The organism is Gordonia sp. PP30, from assembly GCF_023100845.1.
In the GTDB taxonomy this organism is placed as follows: Bacteria; Actinomycetota; Actinomycetes; order Mycobacteriales; family Mycobacteriaceae; genus Gordonia.
In genome coordinates this window covers 4,328,587-4,348,787 of the sequence record NZ_CP095864.1, presented here as the reverse complement: position 1 = coordinate 4,348,787, position 20,201 = coordinate 4,328,587, and the positions used below count along the sequence as shown (strand labels likewise).

Genomic DNA, 20,201 nt, shown 5'->3' with positions numbered 1-20,201 from the left:
TTTCTCGACTCCGCCCGCCCGGACGGCCGCCACCACGCTATCGGTTCGGCAAGCTTACCGGCGCGTCAGGAGAGGCAGGTGTGACCGGCGGATCCCCGGCCCCCGTGAGGTGGTTCACGAGACTGTCGTATCTGTCGGTCGTCGACCGACAGATACGACGGTCACGGGCGGGACATCGGCCTTATCGCAGGCGACGGCCGAGCGCCGGCCCCGGGCGTCACACCCGGCTCGGGCGCGGCCACCGACACGATCACCTCGGGGGCGAAGCGGTACGGATTCGATGCGAGCACGCCGCCCAGGTGCTTGCGCAGCCGGGACACCTCCGAGCGCGCGGCGATGCGCTGACCGGGGTTGCCGAAGAGTTGCTCGGCGAGCTGCGCGGCGCTGAGCCCGCCGGGGTGGGCGGCGAGCAGCCGGAGCAACTGTGCGTGGCGCGGGGAGGGCCGGTGCACCCAGGTGCCACCGGCACCGGTGACGCGGACCAGCGGTTCGTCGCCGGACAGCAGTTCCACGTGGATCCGGCCGGGCGCGGTGTCCGTGGCGGCGACGCGCACCAGCCAGCCGCCGGGCATCGGCTCCAGATCGCAGTCGCCGATCCCGTGCAGGTAATGCCTGCCGGCCGACACCGCCCGCGGGAAGGGCAGTCGCGGCCGCGGGTCGACGCCGTCGAGCGCCGCCACCCAGCCGAACGAGTCGACCGCGAACGCCGGACCCGACGAGCGGGCCAGGATGGGCGCGGCGACCGCGCGCAGTTCGTCGAGCCGTGCCCGGTGCGCCTCGCGCAACTGTGACTGCGCGAGCCGGGCGACGGTGTCGACCAGCGCGAGCGTGGTCGGATGGATGGTGGCGGCCGGCCCGGAGACGTCGACCACGCCCAGGACCGCGCCGGTCCGCGGGTCGTGGATCGGCGCGCCGGCACAGGTCCACTCGTGGTGGCTGCGCACGAAGTGCTCGGCCGAGAACACCTGCACGGCACGCCCGGAGGCGAGGGCGGTGCCGATCGCGTTGGTGCCCACCGACCGTTCCGCCCACGACGCGCCCTCGGTGAATCCGAGCCGGTCCGCGCGGTGCAGCACGCGGTTCACCCCGTTGCGCCAGAGCACACGACCGGTCGCATCGGCGACGACGAGGATGTTCTCGCCGTCGACGATCAGCGTGTCCAGGTGATGCATCAGCGGGTCCAGCAATTCGCTGAGGCCCGACGCGGACCGTCGTTCCTGCAGGTCCGAGGTGTCCAGCGGAGGTTCGCCGTCCGAATCGGGCCGGACCCCGGCCTGTCGTACCCGGTCCCACGACTCGCCGATCACCGAGCGCGGTCGAGCCGGGGGCTTCTCCCCGGCCATCGACGCGTCGTACACGGCGTGCAGCACCGCGGCATAGGCGCGCGGATCGTCGCCGGCGGCGAGGGCCGGTTCGAGGATCGGGGCAGACGTCACGTAGCGGCCTCCGGTGTGGTTGTGGTCACAGTCGAGAGTCCTCGCGCGCACCCGTTCCGTCAACCTCCGGCGCGCTGCAACCCGCTGCAACCCTTGCCGCCCCGCCGGGCCGCGCGGTGTGCTGGCCATCACATTCCGCGCCGGTGGTCCGGCGCACCGATCCCAAGGAGCAGCAATGACGCAGACCCTCGAACCCGAGGTCGCCGCGCCGTCCGCACAGGAGCGTGTCGACGCATGGCTTGCGGCGTTCTCGGCCGCGCTGGAGGCGGGCGACGCCGAGGCGGCGGCCGCGATGTTCGCCGACGACAGTTACTGGCGCGACCTCGTCGCCTTCACCTGGAATCTCAAGACGTCTGAGGGACGGGACGAGATCACGGCGATGCTGACCGACCGGCTCGGCGGAACCGCGCCGTCCGGTTGGCACACCGTTGAGCCGGCCACCGAGACCGACGGCGTCGCGGAGGCCTTCATCGCCTTTGAGACGGCGGTCGGCCGCGGCGAGGGCCACCTGCGCATCAAGCCTGGGCCGGACGGCGACGACCAGGGCTGGACACTGCTCACCACCCTGCAGGAGCTCAAGGGTCACGAGGAGCCGGCCGGCTTCACCCGCCCGCTCGGCGCGGTCCACGGCAGCGACCCCGACCAGCGGTCGTGGGCGCAGAAGCGGGAGGACGAGGAGGCCGCCCTCGGTCGCACCGTGCAGCCGTATGTGCTGGTGATCGGCGGCGGTCAGGGCGGCATCGCGCTCGGAGCCAGGCTGCGGCAGCTCGGAGTGCCCTCGCTGGTCGTCGACAAGCACGACCGGCCCGGCGACCAGTGGCGAAAGCGCTACAAGTCGCTCTGCCTGCACGACCCGGTCTGGTACGACCACCTGCCGTACCTGCCCTTCCCGCAGAACTGGCCCGTCTTCGCGCCGAAGGACAAGATCGGCGACTGGCTGGAGTTCTACACCAAGGTGATGGAGGTCCCGTACTGGTCCAAGACCGAATGCGTCGAGGCGTCGTACGACGAGGAGGCCGGCACCTGGACCGTCCGGGTGAATCGCGACGGCGAGGAGCTGACCCTCCATCCGACGCAGCTGGTGCTCGCGACCGGCATGTCGGGCAAGGCGAACGTGCCGAGCTTCCCCGGCCAGGACGTCTTCGCCGGGGAGCAGCACCACTCCAGCCGGCACCCGGGCCCCGACGGATACGTGGGCAAGAAGGTCGTGGTGATCGGCGCCAACAACTCGGCGCACGACATCTGCAAGGCTCTGGTGGAGAACGGGATCGACACCACCATGGTGCAGCGCAGCTCGACGCACATCGTGCGCTCGGACTCGCTGATGGAGATCGGCCTCGGCTCGCTGTACAGCGAGCAGGCCGTCCGCGACGGGATGACCACCAAGAAGGCCGACTTCACCTTCGCCTCGCTGCCGTACCGGATCATGCACCAGTTCCAGATCCCGCTGTACGACCAGATCCGCGAACGGGACAAGGACTTCTACGACCGGCTGGAGGCCGCCGGTTTCGATCTGGACTTCGGCGACGACGACTCCGGGCTCTTCATGAAGTACCTGCGCCGCGGCTCGGGCTACTACATCGACGTCGGTGCGTGCGAGCTGGTCGCGGACGGCACCATCAAGCTCGCCAAGGGCGGCGTGGACCATCTCACCGAGAACTCGGTGGTGCTGGCCGACGGCACCGAGCTGCCCGCCGACGTCGTGGTCTACGCGACCGGCTACGGCTCGATGAACGGCTGGGCCGCCGACCTCATGGGGCAAGAGGTGGCCGACCGGGTCGGCAAGGTGTGGGGCCTCGGCTCGGACACCACCAAGGATCCCGGGCCGTGGGAGGGCGAGCAGCGCAACATGTGGAAGCCCACCCAGCAGCCCGGCCTCTGGTTCCACGGCGGCAACCTGCATCAGTCGCGGCACTACTCGCTGTACCTGGCGCTCCAGCTGAAGGCCCGTTACGAGGGGATCGACACCCCGGTCTACGGCCTTCAGGAAGTGCACCATCTGAGCTGACGCGGGCTCATCGTCCGCGGTGACTCCTATTCGCCGAACCGTCGTATCCGTTGGTCGCCGACCGACGGATACGACGGTTTCGCGTGTCCTACAGGTCGCCGGGCAGCTTGTCGCGGCGGATCCCGCGCCAGGCCGGGTGCCGCAGGTGCCCGGTCGACGTCCAGTCCATGAATCTGACGTCGGCGACCAGCTTGGGCAGCACCCAGATCGCGCTCGACGCGACCGGCGCGTCGACGCCGCCGATGAACGGGCAGCGGCGGATCTCCAGTTCGCGCAGCTCGGCCAGCAGGTCGGTCGCCTGGGACTGGGTCCAGCCGGTGCCGACGCGCCCGGCGTAGCGCAGACCGGTCGCCTCGGGCAGCCCGACTAGCACCGAACCGAGGTTCCGCTCGTTGCCCTCCCGGCCCATGCGGAAGCCGCCGATCACCACCTCGATGTCGTTCCAGTTCTTCTGCTTGCGCCAGTCGGGGCTGCGCGTCCCCGGCCGGTAGGGCGCCGACCGGCGCTTGGCGACGACGCCCTCCCAGCCGCGGTCGCGGGCCTCCCGGGCGGCACGGGCGCCGGGGCCGTGCAGCAGGCCGGGGATCTCGATGGCCGGCGTGCCGGCGAAGCGGGGCGCCAGATCGTCGAGCACCGCCCGTCGCGCCTCCCACGGCAGGTGCGACAGGTCGTGCCCGTCGAACTCCAGCACGTCGAACAGGTACAGCCGCAGCAGGTACTCGCCGGGCCGCCGGCGGCGGGAGGCGAGCAGCGTGAAGTCGGTCTGCCCGCTCGCGTTGATCGCCACCGCCTCGCCGTCGAGCACCGCGGTGTGCCCGGCGAGCGCGTCGCGCAGCACCCCGAACTCGGGGAAGTCCGCCGTCATGTCGACCCCCGAGCGCGAGCGCAGTCGCAGTCCGTCGCCGGTGAGCCGCGCCAGGATCCGATAGCCGTCCCACTTGCCCTCGAACGCCCACTCCTGCTCCGGCAGCTCGTCGATGGCCTCGTCGACGGCCAGCATCGGCCGCGGCGCGACGACCGTGCCCGGGCTCCGCGGCGGCTCGCCGTCGTCGGCCTGCCGGGAGGTGGCCGTCGCGTCGGCCGAACGGAGCCGCGCCCCGTCGTCGCCGCGCCGATGCCGCCGGTACACCCCCAGGTCCACGACCCCCTCGGGAAGCGGCTGCGGCGTGTCGTCCAGCCCGGCGAGCAGGTCACCGGAGGCCGAGAACCTTTCCAGCACTTCGGAATACCGCAGCTGCCGCAGGTCCGGATCGGCCAGCTCGGACCATTCGCGCGGCGCCGCCGCCCACGGCTGTTCCAGGCCGCGCAACGAGTAGGGGCTCAGCGTGGTCTTGGCCGCGCTGTTCTGGCTCCAGTCCAGGAACACCCGGCCGGGGCGGGCGGCCTTGTTCATCGACGCGGTGACCTCGTCCGGGTACGTCTTCTCGAGGGAGGCGGCGATCTCCTTGGCGACCGCGCGCGCCGAATCGCTCCGCACCGGGCCGGGCAGCCGGCCGTAGACGTGTATCCCCTTGCCGCCGCTGGTCACCGGCCACGAGGGGATCCCGGCGTCGTCGAGCAGCCCGCGGATGGTCAGCGCCACCTGCGCGCACTGGGTCAGCGGCACGTTCGGCCCCGGATCGAGGTCCAGGACCAGCCGGTCGGTGCGCCGCGCGTCGGGCGTGGACAGGTCGATCCGCCATTGCGGGACATGCAGTTCCAGCGCGGACATCTGCGCCAGCCACACCAGCACCGCCGCATTCGACGCGACCGGGTACACCTTGTCGTCGGTGGCGTGCGCGATGGTGAAACGCGGAATCCACGCGGGAGCGCCGGCCGGCATCGTCTTCTCGAAGAACGGCGCCGACCCGGTGCCGGACGGCCACCGCTTGCGCGTCACCGGGCGGGAGGCGAGGTGCGGCAGGATCGCCTCGGCGATCGCCAGGTAGTAGGTGATCACGTCGTACTTGCGGGTGCCGGTCTCCGGATAGAGGACGCGATCGAGGTGGGTCAGCGCGATCGCGTGCCCGTCGACCACGAGATCGTCCTTCGCCATGGGTCCATTCTTCCTGTGGTCTTTGGCACAATGGCCGGTATGCGCTCGATCTGGAAGGGTGATCTGAGCTTTGGCCTGGTGAACGTGCCGGTCAAGGTCTACTCGGCGACCCAGAGCCATGACCGGTCGTCGCACCAGGTGGACGCGAAGGACGGCACCCGGATCCGCTATCGGCGTGTCCGCGAGGGTACCGACGTCGAGGTCGACTACAGCCAGATCGCGAACGCGTACGAGAGCGACGAGGGCCGGTCCGTCATCCTGACCAAGGACGATCTGGCCTCGCTGCCGGTCAATCGGAGCCCGGAGATCTCGATCCTGGAGTTCGTGCCGGCCGACCAGGTGGACCCCATCTACTTCGACAAGGCCTACTACCTGGAACCGGCGTCGAAGTCGCCGAAGGCCTACACGCTGCTGGCCCGCACGCTGGAGAGCACGGACCGGCTCGCCATCGCGATGTTCACCCTCCGCAGCCGCACCCGGCTGGCGGCGCTGCGGGTGATCGACGGGGTGATGACGCTGCAGACGCTGCTCTGGCCCGACGAGGTCCGCAAGCCCGACTTCGGTTTCCTCGACCAGGACGTGGAGATCCGCCCGCAGGAACTGGAGATGGCCTCGTCGCTCATCGACACCATGGCCACCGACTTCGACCCGAGCCGATTCGAGGATGTCTACGAGACCGAGCTCGCCAAGCTGATCGAGGCGAAAGCCGGTGGGGGAGAGGCATTCCCGGAGGAAGCCGAGGCACCGCCGCACGACGATGACGAGGTTGCCGATCTGTTGGCCGCGCTGCGCGCATCGGTGAAAGACCGGGCGGGCACCGCCGAAGCGGCCCCGGTCGCCGACAAGAAGCCCGCCGCGAAGAAGACGACGGCGCGCAAGTCCGCGAAGTCGGCGTGACCGCGGAACAGGCAGGAAAGGACACGATGACGCCCGACAACGCTGAGACCTACGACGTCCTGATCGTGGGAGCCGGGCTCTCCGGGATCGACGCCGCCTACCGGCTGCGGGAGCGGAACCCGGAACTGAAGTACCTCATCGTCGAGAACCGGGAACGGATCGGCGGCACCTGGGATCTGTTCCGCTATCCCGGGGTCCGCAGTGACTCCGACATCTTCACGCTCAGTTTCCCGTGGAACCCGTGGCGCGGCACCAAGACGATGGCGCGTGGCGACGAGATCCGCGAGTACCTGGAAACGACGGCGCGCGACTTCGGGATCTACCCGCACATCCGCTTCGCCACGCAGGTCACCGCGGCCGACTTCGCCACCGATACCGACCTGTGGACGGTCGACCTGCTGGCCGACGGCCAGGCGCGCACCGTCACCACCCGATTCCTCTACCTGTGCACCGGCTACTACCGGTACGACGCCGGGTACCGCCCCGATTTCGCCGGCGAGGACGACTTCACCGGGCAGATCGTGCACCCGCAGTTCTGGCCCGAGGATCTCGACTACACCGGCAAGCGGGTGGTCGTGATCGGCAGCGGTGCGACGGCGGTGACGCTGATCCCGGCGATGGCGCCCGAGGCCGCCCACGTCACCATGCTGCAGCGCTCGCCGACCTATCTGTTCCCGTATCCGTGGAGCGATCCGATGACGCGGCTCGCGCAGCGGTGCCTGCCGCGACAGTGGGCGCACGACGTGATCCGGTACCGGAACATGGTCGTCACCATGGGCCTGTTCCTGTTCTGCCGCCGCTTCCCGAACGCTTCCCGCCGGCTCATCCGGCGCCTCGCCCTGCACTATCTGCCGGACGGATACGACGTCGACACCCACTTCAAGCCCGCGTACGCGCCGTGGGATCAGCGCCTCTGCATCATCCCCGAGGGCGACTTCTACACCGAGATCGCGAACGGCGACGCGGAGGTGGTCACCGACACCATCGAGCGCTTCACGCCCACCGGTGTCGCGCTGACCTCGGGCCGGGTGCTCGACGCGGACATCGTCGTCACCGCGACCGGCCTCGATCTGATCGCGTTCGGCGGGATCGAGCTGTCGGTCGACGGCGAGGCAGTGGTCCCCGGTGAGCACTTCGGGTACCGGGCGTACATGCTGAACGACGTCCCCAACTTCGCCTGGTCGGTGGGCTACACCAATGCGTCGTGGACCCTGCGCGTCGACCTGACCAGCAAGGCGGTGGCCGACCTGATCGCGCACATGCGCGCGCAGGGCTACACCCGCGCGTACCCCGCGCTGAGCGGCCCCGAACCGGCGTCGCACGCGTTCTTCGAACTGAACTCGGGCTACATCGAACGGTCGGGCGGGCGGCTGCCGAAGGCCGGCGACCGGGCGCCGTGGCAGGTGCGGCACAACGCGATCATCGACGCCCTCGATGCCCGCCGGTACGACGTCACCGAGGAGATGGTCTTCTCGACCACCCCGGCCGACGCGGAAATGGAGAACGACCATGACATCCACGCGTGAGCGCGCCGTCGCCGAGTTCCGCAGGCGCGTCGCCGACGGCGGGGTCAGCGATCCGGCCGACCTCGACACGATCTGGGCGGCGCTGCCGACGGTGGCCGTCGACGAGATCCTCGGCGACTGGCGCGGCGGCGAGCTGCCCTCCGGCCATCCGATGGACGGGCAGCTGGAGAAGGTCCGCTGGCACGGCAAGTGGTTCCGTGGCCGGTACGACGTGGCGCCCATGGTCTGCCGCGACGATGACGGAAACCTGTTCTCGGACAGGGAGATCGGTAAGGGTGAGGCGAGCCTGTGGCCGGTGGAGTTCCGCGGTGAGGTGACCGCGTCGATGGTCTACGACGGCCAGCCGGTGATCGATCACTTCAAGCGCGTCGACGACGACACCCTGATGGGCATCATGAACGGCAAGGGCTCGCTGGTCCGCGACCGGCACTTCTACTTCTATCTGCAGCGCGACCCCGGGTCGCGGGACGGGGCGGTCGGCTAAGTGGTATCGGTCAACTTCGGGCGCGCCCGGCAGAACGAGGTCTACACCGCGGGCGTGCACGGCCGGACGCCCACGGTCCCCACGGACTTCGCCGAGCTGGAGCGTCGTGCGCGCGCCAAGATGTCCCGCCGGGGCTGGGCCTACATCGCCGGCGGCGCCGGTGAGGGGCGCACCATGGCGGCCAACCGGGCGGCGCTGGACCGGTGGGCGATCGTGCCGCGGGTGTTGCGGGATGTCAGCGAGCGCACCACCGAGATCGAGCTGTTCGGCCAGAAGCTTTCCGCCCCAGTGCTTTTCGCGCCGGTGGGCGCCGGAGCGCTGGCCCATCCGAACGCCGACGTACACATCGGGAAGGCGGCGGCCGAACTCGGCGTGCCGTACATCTTCTCCAATCAGGGCTGCGCCCCGATGGAGGAGGTCGCCGCCGCGATGGACGCCGTCGTACCGGGTGCGCCGCGCTGGTTCCAGCTCTACTGGTCCACCGATGACCGTCTCGTCGACAGCCTCATCGCCCGCGCCGAGAAGATGGGGGCGGCGGCGCTGGCCGTCACGCTCGACACCACCATGCTCGGCTGGCGGCCGCAGGATCTGAATCTCGGCTCGCTGCCCTTCGCGCGGGCCGAGGGCATCGACCAGTACACCTCCGATCCGTCGTTCTGGGAGATCGTCGCGGAGCGGCTGCGGGACGCGTCGGCGGGTGCGGTGGGCGGGCAGGAGATCTCGCTCGGCGCGATCAAGACGCTCTTCTCCATCGCCCGCAACGTGCCGGGTGATCTGCGCCGGAACCTCTCCGCGCCGGAACCGCGCGCCGCCGTCCAGACCTTCTTGGACATCTACTCGCGCCCATCGCTGAACTGGGACGACATCGCCACGCTGCGGGATAAGACCTCGCTGCCGATCGTGCTCAAGGGGATCCTCCATCCCGATGATGCCCGCCGTGCCGTCGACCTCGGCGTCGAGGGCATCATCGTGTCCAACCACGGCGGCCGGCAGGTCGACGGCTCCATCTCCTCCACCGATGCGCTGGTCGACGTCGCCGACGCGGTGGCCGGACAGGTCACCATCCTCGCCGACTCCGGCTTCTACACCGGGTCCGACGTCTTCAAGGCGCTCGCTCTCGGCGCCGATGCGGTCTGCATCGGCCGCCCGCACATGTACGGCCTGGCCCTGAACGGCGCCGCCGGGGCCCGCGATGCCGTCGCGAACATCATCGCCGAGCTCGACCTCACCCTGGGCCTGTCCGGGCATACGGACGTCGCCGGTCTGGACCGTTCGGCGCTCAAAGACCTGGGGTGAGAGGGTCTCGGAACTCCGGCGAGTTCACGGGCCGGCGTCTGATACCGGTGGAACTGGTCGTCGTGATCGGCGTCTGGGTCACCCTTGCGATGGCGGCGGCCCTGATCGGTCTGGTCTTGGGGATCGCCGCGAACGGCGTGCGATCCGGGGTGCTGATCCCGCTGTCCGTGCTCCTCCTGGGAGGTTTCGTCTGGCGCGCCCTGATCGCCGGATACCGTGCGGACCGGCGCCTCTCGGCGTGTCCGGCCCCGGCTCCGGACGAGACGGTGCTGGTCGCCGTGCGGCCGGTCGCCCGGGGTGTCGCCGCGAGCACCGGGGCCGTGGCCCTCGTGCTGCTGTGCAGCGCGCTCGTCCTCGTCCTCGTCGTCAGCGGCAGTGCCTGGCGTCTGGACGATTCGCCGCGCGGTCGGCCGGACACCGAACGTGCGACGGAGACCTACACCGTCACCCCCGAACAGGCCGACGCCATTCACCGCCGGCTGGAGTCGGGGATGCCGATCGACGACGTGTTGCCGGGATGGAGCCGGCTCGCCCGGTCGCCGCCCCGGCGTCGGCAAGCGACACCGAGGCGGCGGTGGGGACCGGGCTCGTCCTCCTCGGGCTGCTGCTCGGACTCGGTGCGTTGGCGGGGTTCTCTGCGGGCTGGCTGGTGGCCAATCGTGGCCGAGACCAGCTCTGGCTCTCGGAGGCCGGTCTCGGCTATCTCCCCGGTCGGGCCGACGACGACGGCTACCTCCCGTGGCCGGAGGTGACCGCGCTGGAGTACGTCTGCGTCCGATTCCGGGGAGTGGTGTGGCAGCACCGCTGGACGGTGCGTTCGACCACGCGACCGCCGACCACGGTCTCCATGCCGGCGGGCATCGAACCGCGGTCCGACATCGTCTTTCTCGCACTCGGCGAACTCGCGCCGCACGTCATGACGTCTGCTCCCGATTCCCCGTCCGGACCGATGCCCTCGCGGTGATCAGGCGGCGGACCCGGGTTACCGGCAAGCCTCCCGAAACGGATATTCGTTCCCGTGTGCGCCGCGCTCGGTGCTGCGTGCACCGTGTTGAGGCCGGGTCTGGCGATTATGCTGTGCGCATGACTGGTGGAACACCCCCGCAGGGCCCCTACGACAACCAGCCGGCCGGGAACCCGCCGCGGCACGGACAACCCGCCCCGGGTTCGCAGTACGGCGCGCCGGGGCAGCAGCCGTATGGCGCGCCCGCCCAGCCGCCGCGTCCGCAGCAGCCCTATGGTGCGCCGCAGCCCTACGGGAATCCGCCCCGGCCGTACGGTGTTCCGCCGCAGGCGCCGCCCGCCGGCCAGTACTCGCCCGGCCAGCAGGCGCCGCAGTATCCCGCTCCGCATCAGCCGGGACCGCCGCAGCCGGGCCCGCACCAGCAGGCTCCGCAGCCGCACTACGGTGCCGCACCGCAGCACGCTCCGGCGCCGCAGCCGGGTGGCGCGCTCGGCCCGCAGGGTCTGCTGCTGACCACCAAGTTCTTCCCGCTGGCGTGGATCCTCTACTTCATCAAGCCGAAGGTGGAGATCGACGGCCAGCAGATCCCGGCCGTCTGGGGTGACAACACCATTCCGCTGCCGCCCGGTCAGCATCACCTGCACGTGCACGTGCCGTACATCCTCCCGCCGAAGATCGGTCCCGCCGACGCCACCGTCAACGTCGCACCCGGGCAGACCGTGGGCATGGAGTACCGCGCCCCGGCGTGGACCTTCAGCAAGGGTTCGCTCGGCGAAGGCCCGCAGCAGTACAACGGCGTCGGCCTCATGATCGGGATGATGGTCGTGCCGATCGCGATCATCGTCATTCTGCTCATCATCTTGCCGCTGCTCACCATGTAGCAGTCCCGGCGCGCGTTGGGATCACCACGCGCGCAACGGTTCTGATCGATCCACCGCGGCCCCACGATGGTCGTCATGACTCGACAGATCCGTTTCAACGCGTTCGACATGAACTGCGTCGCCCACCAGTCGCCGGGGCTGTGGCGGCACCCCGACGACCAGTCGTGGGATTACAACACCCTCGACTACTGGGTGGGGCTGGCGCAGCTCCTCGAACGCGGGCGGTTCGACGGCCTGTTCATCGCCGACGTGCTCGGCACGTACGACGTCTTCGCCGGCAACGACGAGGCGGCGATCCGCCAGGGTGCCCAGATCCCGGTGAACGACCCGCTGCTGCTGGTGTCGGCGATGGCGCACGCCACCGAACACCTCGGCTTCGGCATCACCACCGGCACCGGCTTCGAGCATCCGTACCCGTTCGCGCGCCGGCTCTCCACCCTCGACCACCTGACGCGCGGCCGGATCGGCTGGAACGTGGTCACCGGATACCTGCCCGCGGCCGCGCGGAACATGGGCGACGACGCTCTGCTGGACCACGACAGCCGGTACGACCACGCCGACGAGTACCTGACCGTGCTGTACAAGCTGTGGGAGGGGTCGTGGGAGGATGACGCCGTCCGCCGTGACCGCGCCGCCGGAGTCTTCGCCGATCCGGCGAAGGTGCACCACATCGGGCATTCCGGTGAGCACTTCCGTGTCCCGGGCATCCACCTGGCCGAACCGTCACCGCAGCGCACGCCGGTGATCTATCAGGCCGGGGCGTCGCCGCGCGGGCGCCGCTTCGCCGCGGAGAACGCGGAGGCGGTCTTCGTCGCCGCGCCGACCAAGGCGATCCTGCGGGGCCTGGTCACCGCGATCCGGGAGGAACTCGTCGCCGCCGGCCGCGATCCGTACGACGCGAAGATCTACACGCTGGTCACCATCATCACCGACGACACCCCGGAGGCGGCCCGCGCGAAGGCCGAGGAGTATCGCCGCTACGCCTCCGACGAGGGCTCGCTGGTGTTCATGTCGGGGTGGATGGGCGTCGACCTGTCCGAGTATGAGCTGGACGATCCGATCGGCGACGTCGAGTCCAATGCCATCAGGTCCGCCGTCGCCGCGTTCTCGCAGGCCGACGAGAGCGGAAAGCTCTGGAGCGTCGGGGATCTCGCGAGTTGGGGCGGCATCGGCGGGATGGGGCCGGTGCTGGTCGGTTCGGGCGACGAGGTGGCGCAGACCCTCATCGACTGGGTGGAGGAGACGGACGTCGACGGCTTCAACATCGCCTACGCGGTCACGCCGGGGTCGTTCGAGGACGTCGTCGAGCATGTGGTGCCGCGGCTACAGGAACGCGGGGTGTATCCGGGCGAGTACACGCCGGGTACGTTGCGGCACAAGCTGTTCGGGCGCGGTGACCGGTTGCCCGAGGTTCATCGCGCGGCGGACGTGCGGGTCGGAGCACCCGGGTCGACGATCGACGACTCGATCCGCGATCGGGCGCTCACGGGGGCCCGCGGGTGAGCGCGGCTCGTCGTGCGCGGGCGGCCGGCGCCCGCTGAACCGGCTCAGACCAGGGGACGATCCGTCCGGCGGCGCCATTCCAGGTCGGCGAGCAGCAGGTTGAACGGGAATTCGCGTAGCGGCTTGGGCAGCACGGGGATCAATCGCCGCGCGACCGCGGCATGCGCGCGGAAGAACCGGCGCTGCGCCGGGGTGTGATCGACCCGCATCTTCTCGCGGAACTCCGGCGGCAGGAAGCCGATGGTCATGGTCTCGGAGAACCAGCGGGTCAGCATGCGGACGGGCCCCAGGGAGAAGCGCATCTCCATGATGCCGAGCAGGTACCCGCGGATGGTGTCGTCGATCTGGAGCCCGGCCACCTGCTGCTGCCAGTACTCCTCGAAGTCGGCGCGGGTGGCCGGCCACATCTCGCGCGGCATCTGCAGGGTGGTGCCCATGACCGCGCCCTGCTGGTAGGCCTCCTCGGTGATCGATGCGGGATCGCCGAAGATCCGCTGCACGTCTTCCCAGCCGCGGTACAGGCAGGCGGCCACCCACAGTTGCAGCGCCGGGTCGAAGGCGTTGTACTTCACCGGACTGTCGGCGTTCGACCGCACGTAGGCGTGGGACTTGTTCACCGCGTGGCGGTAGGCCTTGCGGATGTCGGGGGAGCCCATGGCGGCGACGGCGAGGTAGGTGAGCGTCGTCCGGGTCCGCTTGACCGGGTGCTTGAACAGGTTGCCCGACTCCACCGTGCTCTCGTACACGCCGTAGCCGACGGCCGGGAGCGACAGTTGCATGATCACGTTCGCCGGCCCGGCGAGGAGTGCGAGCCCGAGCATGGGCAGGTTGCTGACCTCGACGGCATCGAGTTCCTCGCGCCGCGAGCGCGGCATGGTCTCGGCGTCGCGGGCGAGGGCGTTCGCGCGTCCGTCGCTGACGATCTCGGCGGTCATGACGACTCCATATCTGATAACGTCCGTTGTCACTTAATATTATATGACCGAGTTAACTCCGGTCGGTGCCAGGTGTCAAGATGGACCGGTGACCTCTTCAGAATCGTCGCCGGACAAGCCCGGGACGCTGCGCGCCTATGGCGGGGAGGCCGGGGATGCGCGGGTGGCGCGGCGTCGTGCCGCGCTCATCGACGCGGCGCTGGACGTGTTCGGCGACCCCGAGGCCGCATCGATCACGGTCCGCGGAGTCTGTGCCCGGGCGGCGCTCACGCCGCGGTACTTCTACGAGAGTTTCACCGGCGTCGACCAGTTGATCGGTGCCGCCTACGACGAGGTGATCGCCCGGCTCGCAGGGGAGGCTCGGGAGGCCTTTCGGGCCGCCGAGACCCCTCGGGAACGAGTGGAAGAGGCGGTGCGCGCGCTGCTCCGGGTGATCGAGTCGGACCCGCGTGCGGGCCGGCTCCTCTTCGCGGACACGATCGGCGGTGCGGTGATCGCGGCCAAGCGGGCCGAGTCGATAACGTTCCTGGTTCAGCTGACGAGTGAATCGGCGCGGGAGGGATTCGGGATGCGGCCCGGGCCCGAGCTGACCGCCGCGGCGTATTTTCAGGTGGGCGGGCTCGGTCGGTTGCTGGGCGCGTGGTCGCAGGGCGACATCGAACTGGATCGGGAGCGGATGGTCGCCGTGTGCGTGCGGATGTTGCTGCCATGAGCACCTGGCGCGACTACGGCCCACCGGATCTGCCTGCACCGCTGGCCGCTGCTCTCGCGGCCTTTGCCGAGCACGGCTATCACGGCACGACGGTCCGGGAGATCGCCGGCCGCGCGGGTCTGTCGGTGCCCGGCCTCTACCACCATTACCCATCGAAACAGTCTCTGCTGCAAGGGCTTTCGGAACTCACGATGTCCGAGTTGCTGGATCGCAGTGAGGCCGCGCTCGCCGACGCAGGTGACGATCCGGTGGTCCGGTTCGACGCGCTGGTCGAATCGCTGTTGCGGTTCCACATGTACCGGCGGGAGCAGGCCTTCGTCGGTTCCACCGAGATCCGGAGCATGGACCCGGAGTATCGGCAGCGCTACGTCGCACATCGCGATCGGCAGCAGCGGATGCTCGACGATGCGGTGGCCGCCGGCGTCGCGGCCGGGCTGTTCACCACCGGGTATCCGGAGGATGCCGCGCGGGCGCTCGCGACGATGTGCGTCGGGGTGTCGAGCTGGTACCGGCCGTCCGGCGCGCTCGACCCGGATGAGCTCGTCGCGCGGAACCTGGTGCTCGCGCGGGATCTGGTCGGGTACGTGCCGACCGCTTGACGTCGTGCCGCGGGGATGACACGGTGGACCTACCGAGCGATCGTTCGGTAGAAGGAGGCTGAGTGGTGGCTGTCGAACTTTCCCTGGGCGATGAGGTCGCCGATCTTGTGGAGCGGACCCGGACGTTCATCGACGACGTCGTGCTCCCGATCGAGAATCGGTATGCCGGCGATGTGATGGCGGCCGGTGGCGACGATCTGCGCCGCGAGCTGAACGCTCAGGCCAAGGCGCTGGGGATCTTCGCGCCGCATGCCCCCGTCGAGTTCGGTGGTCTGGGCCTGAACATGTCGGAGCGCTCGCCGGTGTTCACCGCCGCGGGTCACTCGACGTTCGGTCCGGTCGCGCTCCATCTCGGCGCGCCCGACGAGGGCAACGTCCACATGCTCGCCCACATCGCGAGTCCGGAGCAGAAGGACCGCTACCTCGCGCCGCTCGCCCGGGGCGACATCCGCAGCGCCTTCGCCATGACCGAACCCTCGCCCGGGGCGGGCTCGGACCCGAATGCGTTGTGCACCACCGCCGTCCGCGTGCCGGGCGGATGGAAGATCAACGGCGTCAAGCGGTTCATCACCGGTGCCGACGGCGCCGGAATGTGGATCATCATGGCGCGCACCAGGGGCGAAGCCGGCGACCGCGGCGGCGCGACGATGTTTCTCGCACCCGGCGAGGCGGCGGGCATCAGCGTCGACCGATACGTCCACACCTACGACCGCGGCATGATCGGCGGTCACTGCGAGGTGACCTTCCGCGACGTCTTCGTGCCCGACGAGGACGTGCTCGGCGAGGTGGACGAGGGCTACCGATACGCGCAGGTCCGGCTCGGACCCGCGCGCATGACGCACGTGATGCGCTGGCTCGGCACCGCCGAACGCGCCCATGCGATCGCGTGCGACTACGTCGACACCCGCGAGGGCTTCGGCGGCCGGCTCGGCGACCTCGGCATGATCCAGCAGATGGTCGCCGACAACGAGATCGATCTCGCCGCCAGCCGGTCGCTGCTCACCCAGGCCTGCTGGGAACTGGACCGCGGCGAACACGCCTCGGACTCGACCTCGATCGCCAAGACCTTCGGTGCGGAGGCCTTCTCGCGAGTCCTCGACCGCAGCATTCAGATGTGCGGCGGACTCGGGGTCTCCGAGGACCTGCCGCTGGCCCGGCTGGCCAACGAGGTCCGCGCCTTCCGCATCTACGACGGGCCGTCCGAGGTGCATCGCTGGGCGCTCGCCAAGCGCGCCGTGGGACGGGCCCGCAAGCGCCGCGAGGCGGGTGGCACCGTTGCCTGACCATGCCGGACTGAAGGCTGCTGACCTGCGGAACCTGTTGTCGGCGAACGGCATCGACGTCGACGGTGAGCTGTCCATCGAGCTGATCAGCGGGGGCCGCTCCAACCTGACTTTCGCCGCCGCCGACCGCACCCGGCGCTGGGTGGTGCGCCGTCCGCCGCTGGCCGGACTGACCCCCTCCGCGCACGACATGGAGCGCGAATGGGCGGTCACCTCCGCGCTCGCCGGGACCGGCGTGCCGGTGGCCACCCCCGTCGCGATCGACCGCACCGGGGAGTTCATCGGGGCGCCGTGCACCGTCGTCGACTTCGTCGACGGCGACGTCATCCGCTCCACCGACGATCTCGCCAGGTGGTCCGACGCCGATGTCGAGGCGAACTTCGATGCGCTGGTCCGTACTCTCGCGGCCCTCCACGAGGTGGACTACGCGGAGGTCGGGCTCGCTGATTTCGGGCGTCCCGACGGCTTCGCCGCCCGCCAGGTGAGGTTGTGGACCCGGCAGTGGGGACTGGTCCAGACGCGTGAGCTGCCGGACGTCGAGCGGCTCGCTTCGCTTCTCGCCGAACGGATTCCGGACGCGGCACGGTCGACGATCGTGCACGGTGACTTCCGCGTCGACAACACCATTCTCGCGCCGGGCGACCCGTCGTCGGTGGCCGCCGTCGTCGACTGGGAACTGTCGGCGCTCGGCGATCCGCTGACCGACGTCGCGCTCATGTGCGTCTATCGCGAACCGGTGTTCTCGCGGGTCCTCGGGTTCGACGCCGCGTGGACCAGCGACCGGTACCCGTCGGCCGACGCGATGGCGCAGCGCTACGCCGAGGTGGCGGGCGTCGATCTGGGCGACTGGGGCTTCTACCTGGGGCTGGCCAACCTGAAGCTGGGCGTGATCGCCGAGGGCATCACCCATCGTGCGCTTCAGGGCGGGTCGTCGGGCGCGGCCGGTGCCGAACGCGCCGCCGAGGCCACCGCGTCGTTCATCGCGAACGGCCTTGCCGCGCTAGAGAACTGAGGGATCTGTCATGGGTGTGATCTATCTGGTCCGGCACGGTCAGGCGCCGCTGCACGCGTACTCGACGGAGCCGGCGCCGGGCAATGCTCCCGGGCTCACCGAACTCGGCTTCGAGCAGGCCCGGCGCACCGGCCTCGCCCTCGCGGGTCAGGTGCCGGCCTTCACCGCCGCCGTGAGCGGCGCGCTGCCGCGCCAGCGCGCCACCCTGGGCGCCGTGCTCGACGCCTTCGGGACCGTCCACGCGGGTGACGCGCCCGAACGCGTCGTCGATGCGGGCTGGGACGAGTACGTGATCCCGGCGCTGCCGGGCGGTCCCACACCGGATCTGTACGACAGCCCGGCGGCCTACCAGCAGTTGCTCGACGACGCGCTGCTCCGCTGGACCGAGGGCGCCGGGAGCGGAGCGAGCGGGCCGAATGGTGTCAGTGCTGCTCAATCCGACGAGACCTACGCCGAGTACCTGGCACGCACGAGCGCGGCGGCCGATCGCGCGGTGGCCCTGGCGGGTTCGGGCCAGACCGTGCTCGCCGTCTCGTCGGCCGGCACCATCACCGCGCTGATCGCCCGGCTCTGGGGCGTGCCCGCGCAGAGCTGGCCCGCCCTGGCGCGCGCGATGGTCAACGCGTCGTACAGCAAGCTCCTCGTGGGACGACGCGGCATCACGGTGGTCTCGGTCAACGAGCACGCCCACCTGTCCGCGTCCGACGTCGGCCTGGCCACCTTCCGCTGACCGGTCTGTCGCGGTTCTTGCCGGCCGTCGGGATCTGTCGCGGACACGCCGACGATTCCGGCAAGATCCGCGACGGATTTCGGCGGCGACAAGATCCGCGACGGATCGCCGGGGTGACGCGCGGGGGAGTGGAACCAGGAACGGGGTCGGCGCGTCTAAACAACATGGGACGACCGGATCTGGCGAAACTGCGGCGCCTCCTGGCGAAGCAGGACGGCGTCGTGACGCTCAAGCAGACTGCGGGGTGCGGGTTGCACCGGTCGGGGGTGGCCCGCCGGTGCGCCTCCGGGGAATGGGAGACCGTCGGGCCGGGAGTCTTTCACGCGGTGGACCACTACCTGACCCCGCACGCACGGATCCGCGCGGCGGTCTGGAGCTGCGGGAAGTGCGCCGCGCTCTGCGGCCCCGCGGCCGCGTTCTGGCGCGGCTACACCCGAAGTGCTCCGGCGACGATCCACGTCAACGTCCCGCGCGGCCGGAGCACTCGGAAGCCGCTCGCCAAGAGCCTCGGCGTGGTGCAGTTGTGGAACCGGACCCTGAAGGACGTCGACCTCTACGAGGTACGGAGCGTCGCCGTGACCTCACCGGCCATGACCGTTCTCGACTCGGCCGCCCTGCTGGGCATGGAGTTTCTCGACCGGGTGTTGCAGGCCGAGAAGGTGACCCTCGAAGACCTGGTCATCGCCGATGCGCGCTACCAGGGCCGGCGGGGCGCCGGCATCGTCGCCCCGATGCTCGACGCCGCCGCGGCCGGCGCGCGATCGCCCGCGGAACGTCGTGCCCTGGCGGTGCTGCTCGATGCGCACGACCTGCCGCCCTACGTACTGAACTATCCGGCCGCGGACCCCTACGAGGTGGACGTCGCCTTCGTCGAGCACAAGCTCGCCGTGGAGATCGACGGCTTCGCATATCACTCCGACGCGGAGGCGTTCCAGCACGACCGGACCCGCGGCAACGCGCTCACCGGAGCGGGCTGGACGGTGCTGCACTTCACCTGGGCCGACATCGTGGAACGCCCGGCGCAGACCCTCGCGATCATCCGGCACCACCTCGCCCTCGCCGAACGACGTACGGCCTGAGCGATCTGTCGCGGATCTTGCCGGCCGCCGATTTCCGTAGCGGAATGATCCGCGATTCCGGCAAGATCCGCGACGGATCTCGGCCGCGACAGAATTCGCGACGGATTCCGGCGGCGCGGACCGCGGCCGCCGACCTACCATCGAGGACATGAGCGAGACACCGGAACTGAGCCCCACCGACTGGGTGCGCGAGCAGACCGAGAAGATCATCGAGACCGGCACCACCGACTCGGTCGGGATCAACGGGATGAAGGTGGTGCTCTTCACCACGACGGGCGCGAAATCCGGGAAGAAGCGCTACGTGCCGCTGATGCGCGTCGAGGAGAACGGCAAGTACGCGATGGTCGCCTCCAAGGGCGGCGCACCGCAGCATCCGGCCTGGTATCACAACGTGAAGGCGAATCCGGCGGTGACCGTGCAGGACGGTGACGTGGTCACCGAGGGCACCGCCCGCGAACTGTCCGGCGACGAGCGTGAACACTGGTGGTCCCTCGCCGTCGCGGCCTACCCGCCGTACGCCGAATATCAGACCAAGACCGACCGGCAGATCCCGGTGTTCCTCATCGAATGAGGGGCCCGCTGCCGGGCCCCGATGTTGCCGGGACCGCCGGCTCTTGCTAGCTTGATCGACATGACCGTGCAGCCGTATGCGATCCCGGAGGTCACCTATGTGACCACCGCTCTGGGATGCCGCCTGCCGCTCGCCCGTGTCCTGTGTCGCCGTCGAATGCGCTGACCCCAGCTTCCATCCCGCTCTCGCGGGCATTCGATTCGCGCTGCGCGCACCCGTCCGGGTGTCTGCGCGCCCGGCACTCAAGGAC

At 70.1% G+C, this 20,201-nt stretch carries 18 protein-coding genes; 15 read left to right on the top strand and 3 right to left on the bottom strand.

Annotated features, from left to right (window positions below):
• Positions 1–161 precede the first annotated feature (161 nt).
• Complete coding sequence (locus MYK68_RS20110; protein ID WP_247865491.1) at positions 162–1,436, bottom strand: helix-turn-helix domain-containing protein; 1,275 nt, start codon at positions 1,434–1,436, stop codon at positions 162–164.
• 175 nt (positions 1,437–1,611) lie between these two features.
• Here MYK68_RS20110 and MYK68_RS20105 point away from each other — a divergent pair, with 175 nt between their 5' ends.
• Positions 1,612–3,444, top strand: coding sequence for a flavin-containing monooxygenase (locus tag MYK68_RS20105; protein WP_247865490.1), 1,833 nt, complete (start codon positions 1,612–1,614; stop codon positions 3,442–3,444).
• An 88-nt stretch (positions 3,445–3,532) separates the two neighbouring features.
• On the opposite strand, the gene ligD is transcribed toward MYK68_RS20105, so the two are convergent.
• On the bottom strand, positions 3,533–5,479 hold the full coding sequence (gene ligD, locus MYK68_RS20100) for a non-homologous end-joining DNA ligase (protein WP_247865489.1): 1,947 nt from the start codon (positions 5,477–5,479) through the stop codon (positions 3,533–3,535).
• A gap of 39 nt (positions 5,480–5,518) precedes the next feature.
• Between ligD and ku the strand changes: the two genes are divergently transcribed.
• From ku to MYK68_RS20065, 7 genes are all read left to right on the top strand, one after another.
• Complete coding sequence (gene ku, locus MYK68_RS20095) at positions 5,519–6,376, top strand: non-homologous end joining protein Ku (RefSeq protein WP_247865488.1); 858 nt, start codon at positions 5,519–5,521, stop codon at positions 6,374–6,376.
• Between the two features lie 26 nt (positions 6,377–6,402).
• Complete coding sequence (locus MYK68_RS20090; protein WP_247865487.1) at positions 6,403–7,902, top strand: flavin-containing monooxygenase; 1,500 nt, start codon at positions 6,403–6,405, stop codon at positions 7,900–7,902.
• Positions 7,886–8,386 carry a DUF4334 domain-containing protein gene (locus MYK68_RS20085; RefSeq protein ID WP_247865486.1) on the top strand — a complete coding sequence of 167 codons (501 nt, stop codon included), beginning with the start codon at positions 7,886–7,888 and terminating at the stop codon, positions 8,384–8,386. Before MYK68_RS20090 ends, MYK68_RS20085 begins: the two co-directional genes overlap by 17 nt.
• Positions 8,387–9,682 carry an alpha-hydroxy-acid oxidizing protein gene (locus MYK68_RS20080; protein WP_247865485.1) on the top strand — a complete coding sequence of 432 codons (1,296 nt, stop codon included), beginning with the start codon at positions 8,387–8,389 and terminating at the stop codon, positions 9,680–9,682. It abuts the gene before it with no gap.
• A 517-nt stretch (positions 9,683–10,199) separates the two neighbouring features.
• Positions 10,200–10,646, top strand: coding sequence for a hypothetical protein (locus MYK68_RS20075; RefSeq protein ID WP_247865484.1), 447 nt, complete (start codon positions 10,200–10,202; stop codon positions 10,644–10,646).
• Positions 10,647–10,765: 119 nt separating this feature from the next.
• Positions 10,766–11,527: a hypothetical protein gene (locus tag MYK68_RS20070; RefSeq protein WP_247865483.1), complete on the top strand. Its 762-nt coding sequence runs from the start codon at positions 10,766–10,768 to the stop codon at positions 11,525–11,527.
• Between the two features lie 75 nt (positions 11,528–11,602).
• The gene (locus tag MYK68_RS20065) at positions 11,603–13,030 is read left to right on the top strand and encodes an LLM class flavin-dependent oxidoreductase (protein ID WP_247865482.1); all 1,428 of its coding nucleotides are present in this window, start codon (positions 11,603–11,605) and stop codon (positions 13,028–13,030) included.
• Positions 13,031–13,074: 44 nt separating this feature from the next.
• On the opposite strand, the gene MYK68_RS20060 is transcribed toward MYK68_RS20065, so the two are convergent.
• Positions 13,075–13,965, bottom strand: coding sequence for an oxygenase MpaB family protein (locus MYK68_RS20060; protein WP_247865481.1), 891 nt, complete (start codon positions 13,963–13,965; stop codon positions 13,075–13,077).
• An 88-nt stretch (positions 13,966–14,053) separates the two neighbouring features.
• On the opposite strand from MYK68_RS20060, the gene MYK68_RS20055 reads away from it, so the two are divergent.
• The 7 genes from MYK68_RS20055 (at position 14,054) to MYK68_RS20025 (ending at position 19,951) form a co-directional block, all read left to right on the top strand.
• Entirely contained in the window at positions 14,054–14,677 is a 624-nt protein-coding gene (locus MYK68_RS20055) for a TetR/AcrR family transcriptional regulator (protein WP_247865480.1), read from the top strand.
• Entirely contained in the window at positions 14,674–15,276 is a 603-nt protein-coding gene (locus MYK68_RS20050) for a TetR/AcrR family transcriptional regulator (RefSeq protein ID WP_247865479.1), read from the top strand. Before MYK68_RS20055 ends, MYK68_RS20050 begins: the two co-directional genes overlap by 4 nt.
• Before the next feature lie 65 nt (positions 15,277–15,341).
• Positions 15,342–16,559, top strand: a complete 1,218-nt coding sequence (locus tag MYK68_RS20045) for an acyl-CoA dehydrogenase family protein (protein ID WP_247865478.1) — start codon at positions 15,342–15,344, stop codon at positions 16,557–16,559.
• Positions 16,552–17,571 carry a phosphotransferase family protein gene (locus tag MYK68_RS20040; protein WP_247865477.1) on the top strand — a complete coding sequence of 340 codons (1,020 nt, stop codon included), beginning with the start codon at positions 16,552–16,554 and terminating at the stop codon, positions 17,569–17,571. The genes MYK68_RS20045 and MYK68_RS20040 overlap by 8 nt, the downstream gene beginning before the upstream one ends.
• 10 nt (positions 17,572–17,581) lie before the next feature.
• Positions 17,582–18,301 carry a histidine phosphatase family protein gene (locus tag MYK68_RS20035; protein ID WP_247865476.1) on the top strand — a complete coding sequence of 240 codons (720 nt, stop codon included), beginning with the start codon at positions 17,582–17,584 and terminating at the stop codon, positions 18,299–18,301.
• 164 nt (positions 18,302–18,465) lie between these two features.
• The gene (locus MYK68_RS20030) at positions 18,466–19,380 is read left to right on the top strand and encodes a type IV toxin-antitoxin system AbiEi family antitoxin domain-containing protein (RefSeq protein WP_247865475.1); all 915 of its coding nucleotides are present in this window, start codon (positions 18,466–18,468) and stop codon (positions 19,378–19,380) included.
• Positions 19,381–19,528: 148 nt separating this feature from the next.
• On the top strand, positions 19,529–19,951 hold the full coding sequence (locus MYK68_RS20025; protein ID WP_247865474.1) for a nitroreductase family deazaflavin-dependent oxidoreductase: 423 nt from the start codon (positions 19,529–19,531) through the stop codon (positions 19,949–19,951).
• Positions 19,952–20,201 lie beyond the last annotated feature (250 nt).

Coding starts and splice junctions, on each gene's coding strand:
- MYK68_RS20090 (WP_247865487.1), top strand. CDS start 6,403: ATGACGCCCGACAACGCTGAGACCTACGACGTCCTGATCGTGGGAGCC.
- MYK68_RS20105 (WP_247865490.1), top strand. CDS start 1,612: ATGACGCAGACCCTCGAACCCGAGGTCGCCGCGCCGTCCGCACAGGAG.
- MYK68_RS20035 (WP_247865476.1), top strand. CDS start 17,582: ATGGGTGTGATCTATCTGGTCCGGCACGGTCAGGCGCCGCTGCACGCG.
- ligD (WP_247865489.1), bottom strand. CDS start 5,479: ATGGCGAAGGACGATCTCGTGGTCGACGGGCACGCGATCGCGCTGACC.
- MYK68_RS20050 (WP_247865479.1), top strand. CDS start 14,674: ATGAGCACCTGGCGCGACTACGGCCCACCGGATCTGCCTGCACCGCTG.
- MYK68_RS20030 (WP_247865475.1), top strand. CDS start 18,466: ATGGGACGACCGGATCTGGCGAAACTGCGGCGCCTCCTGGCGAAGCAG.
- MYK68_RS20085 (WP_247865486.1), top strand. CDS start 7,886: ATGACATCCACGCGTGAGCGCGCCGTCGCCGAGTTCCGCAGGCGCGTC.
- MYK68_RS20070 (WP_247865483.1), top strand. CDS start 10,766: ATGACTGGTGGAACACCCCCGCAGGGCCCCTACGACAACCAGCCGGCC.
- MYK68_RS20075 (WP_247865484.1), top strand. CDS start 10,200: ATGGAGCCGGCTCGCCCGGTCGCCGCCCCGGCGTCGGCAAGCGACACC.
- MYK68_RS20025 (WP_247865474.1), top strand. CDS start 19,529: ATGAGCGAGACACCGGAACTGAGCCCCACCGACTGGGTGCGCGAGCAG.
- ku (WP_247865488.1), top strand. CDS start 5,519: ATGCGCTCGATCTGGAAGGGTGATCTGAGCTTTGGCCTGGTGAACGTG.
- MYK68_RS20060 (WP_247865481.1), bottom strand. CDS start 13,965: ATGACCGCCGAGATCGTCAGCGACGGACGCGCGAACGCCCTCGCCCGC.
- MYK68_RS20065 (WP_247865482.1), top strand. CDS start 11,603: ATGACTCGACAGATCCGTTTCAACGCGTTCGACATGAACTGCGTCGCC.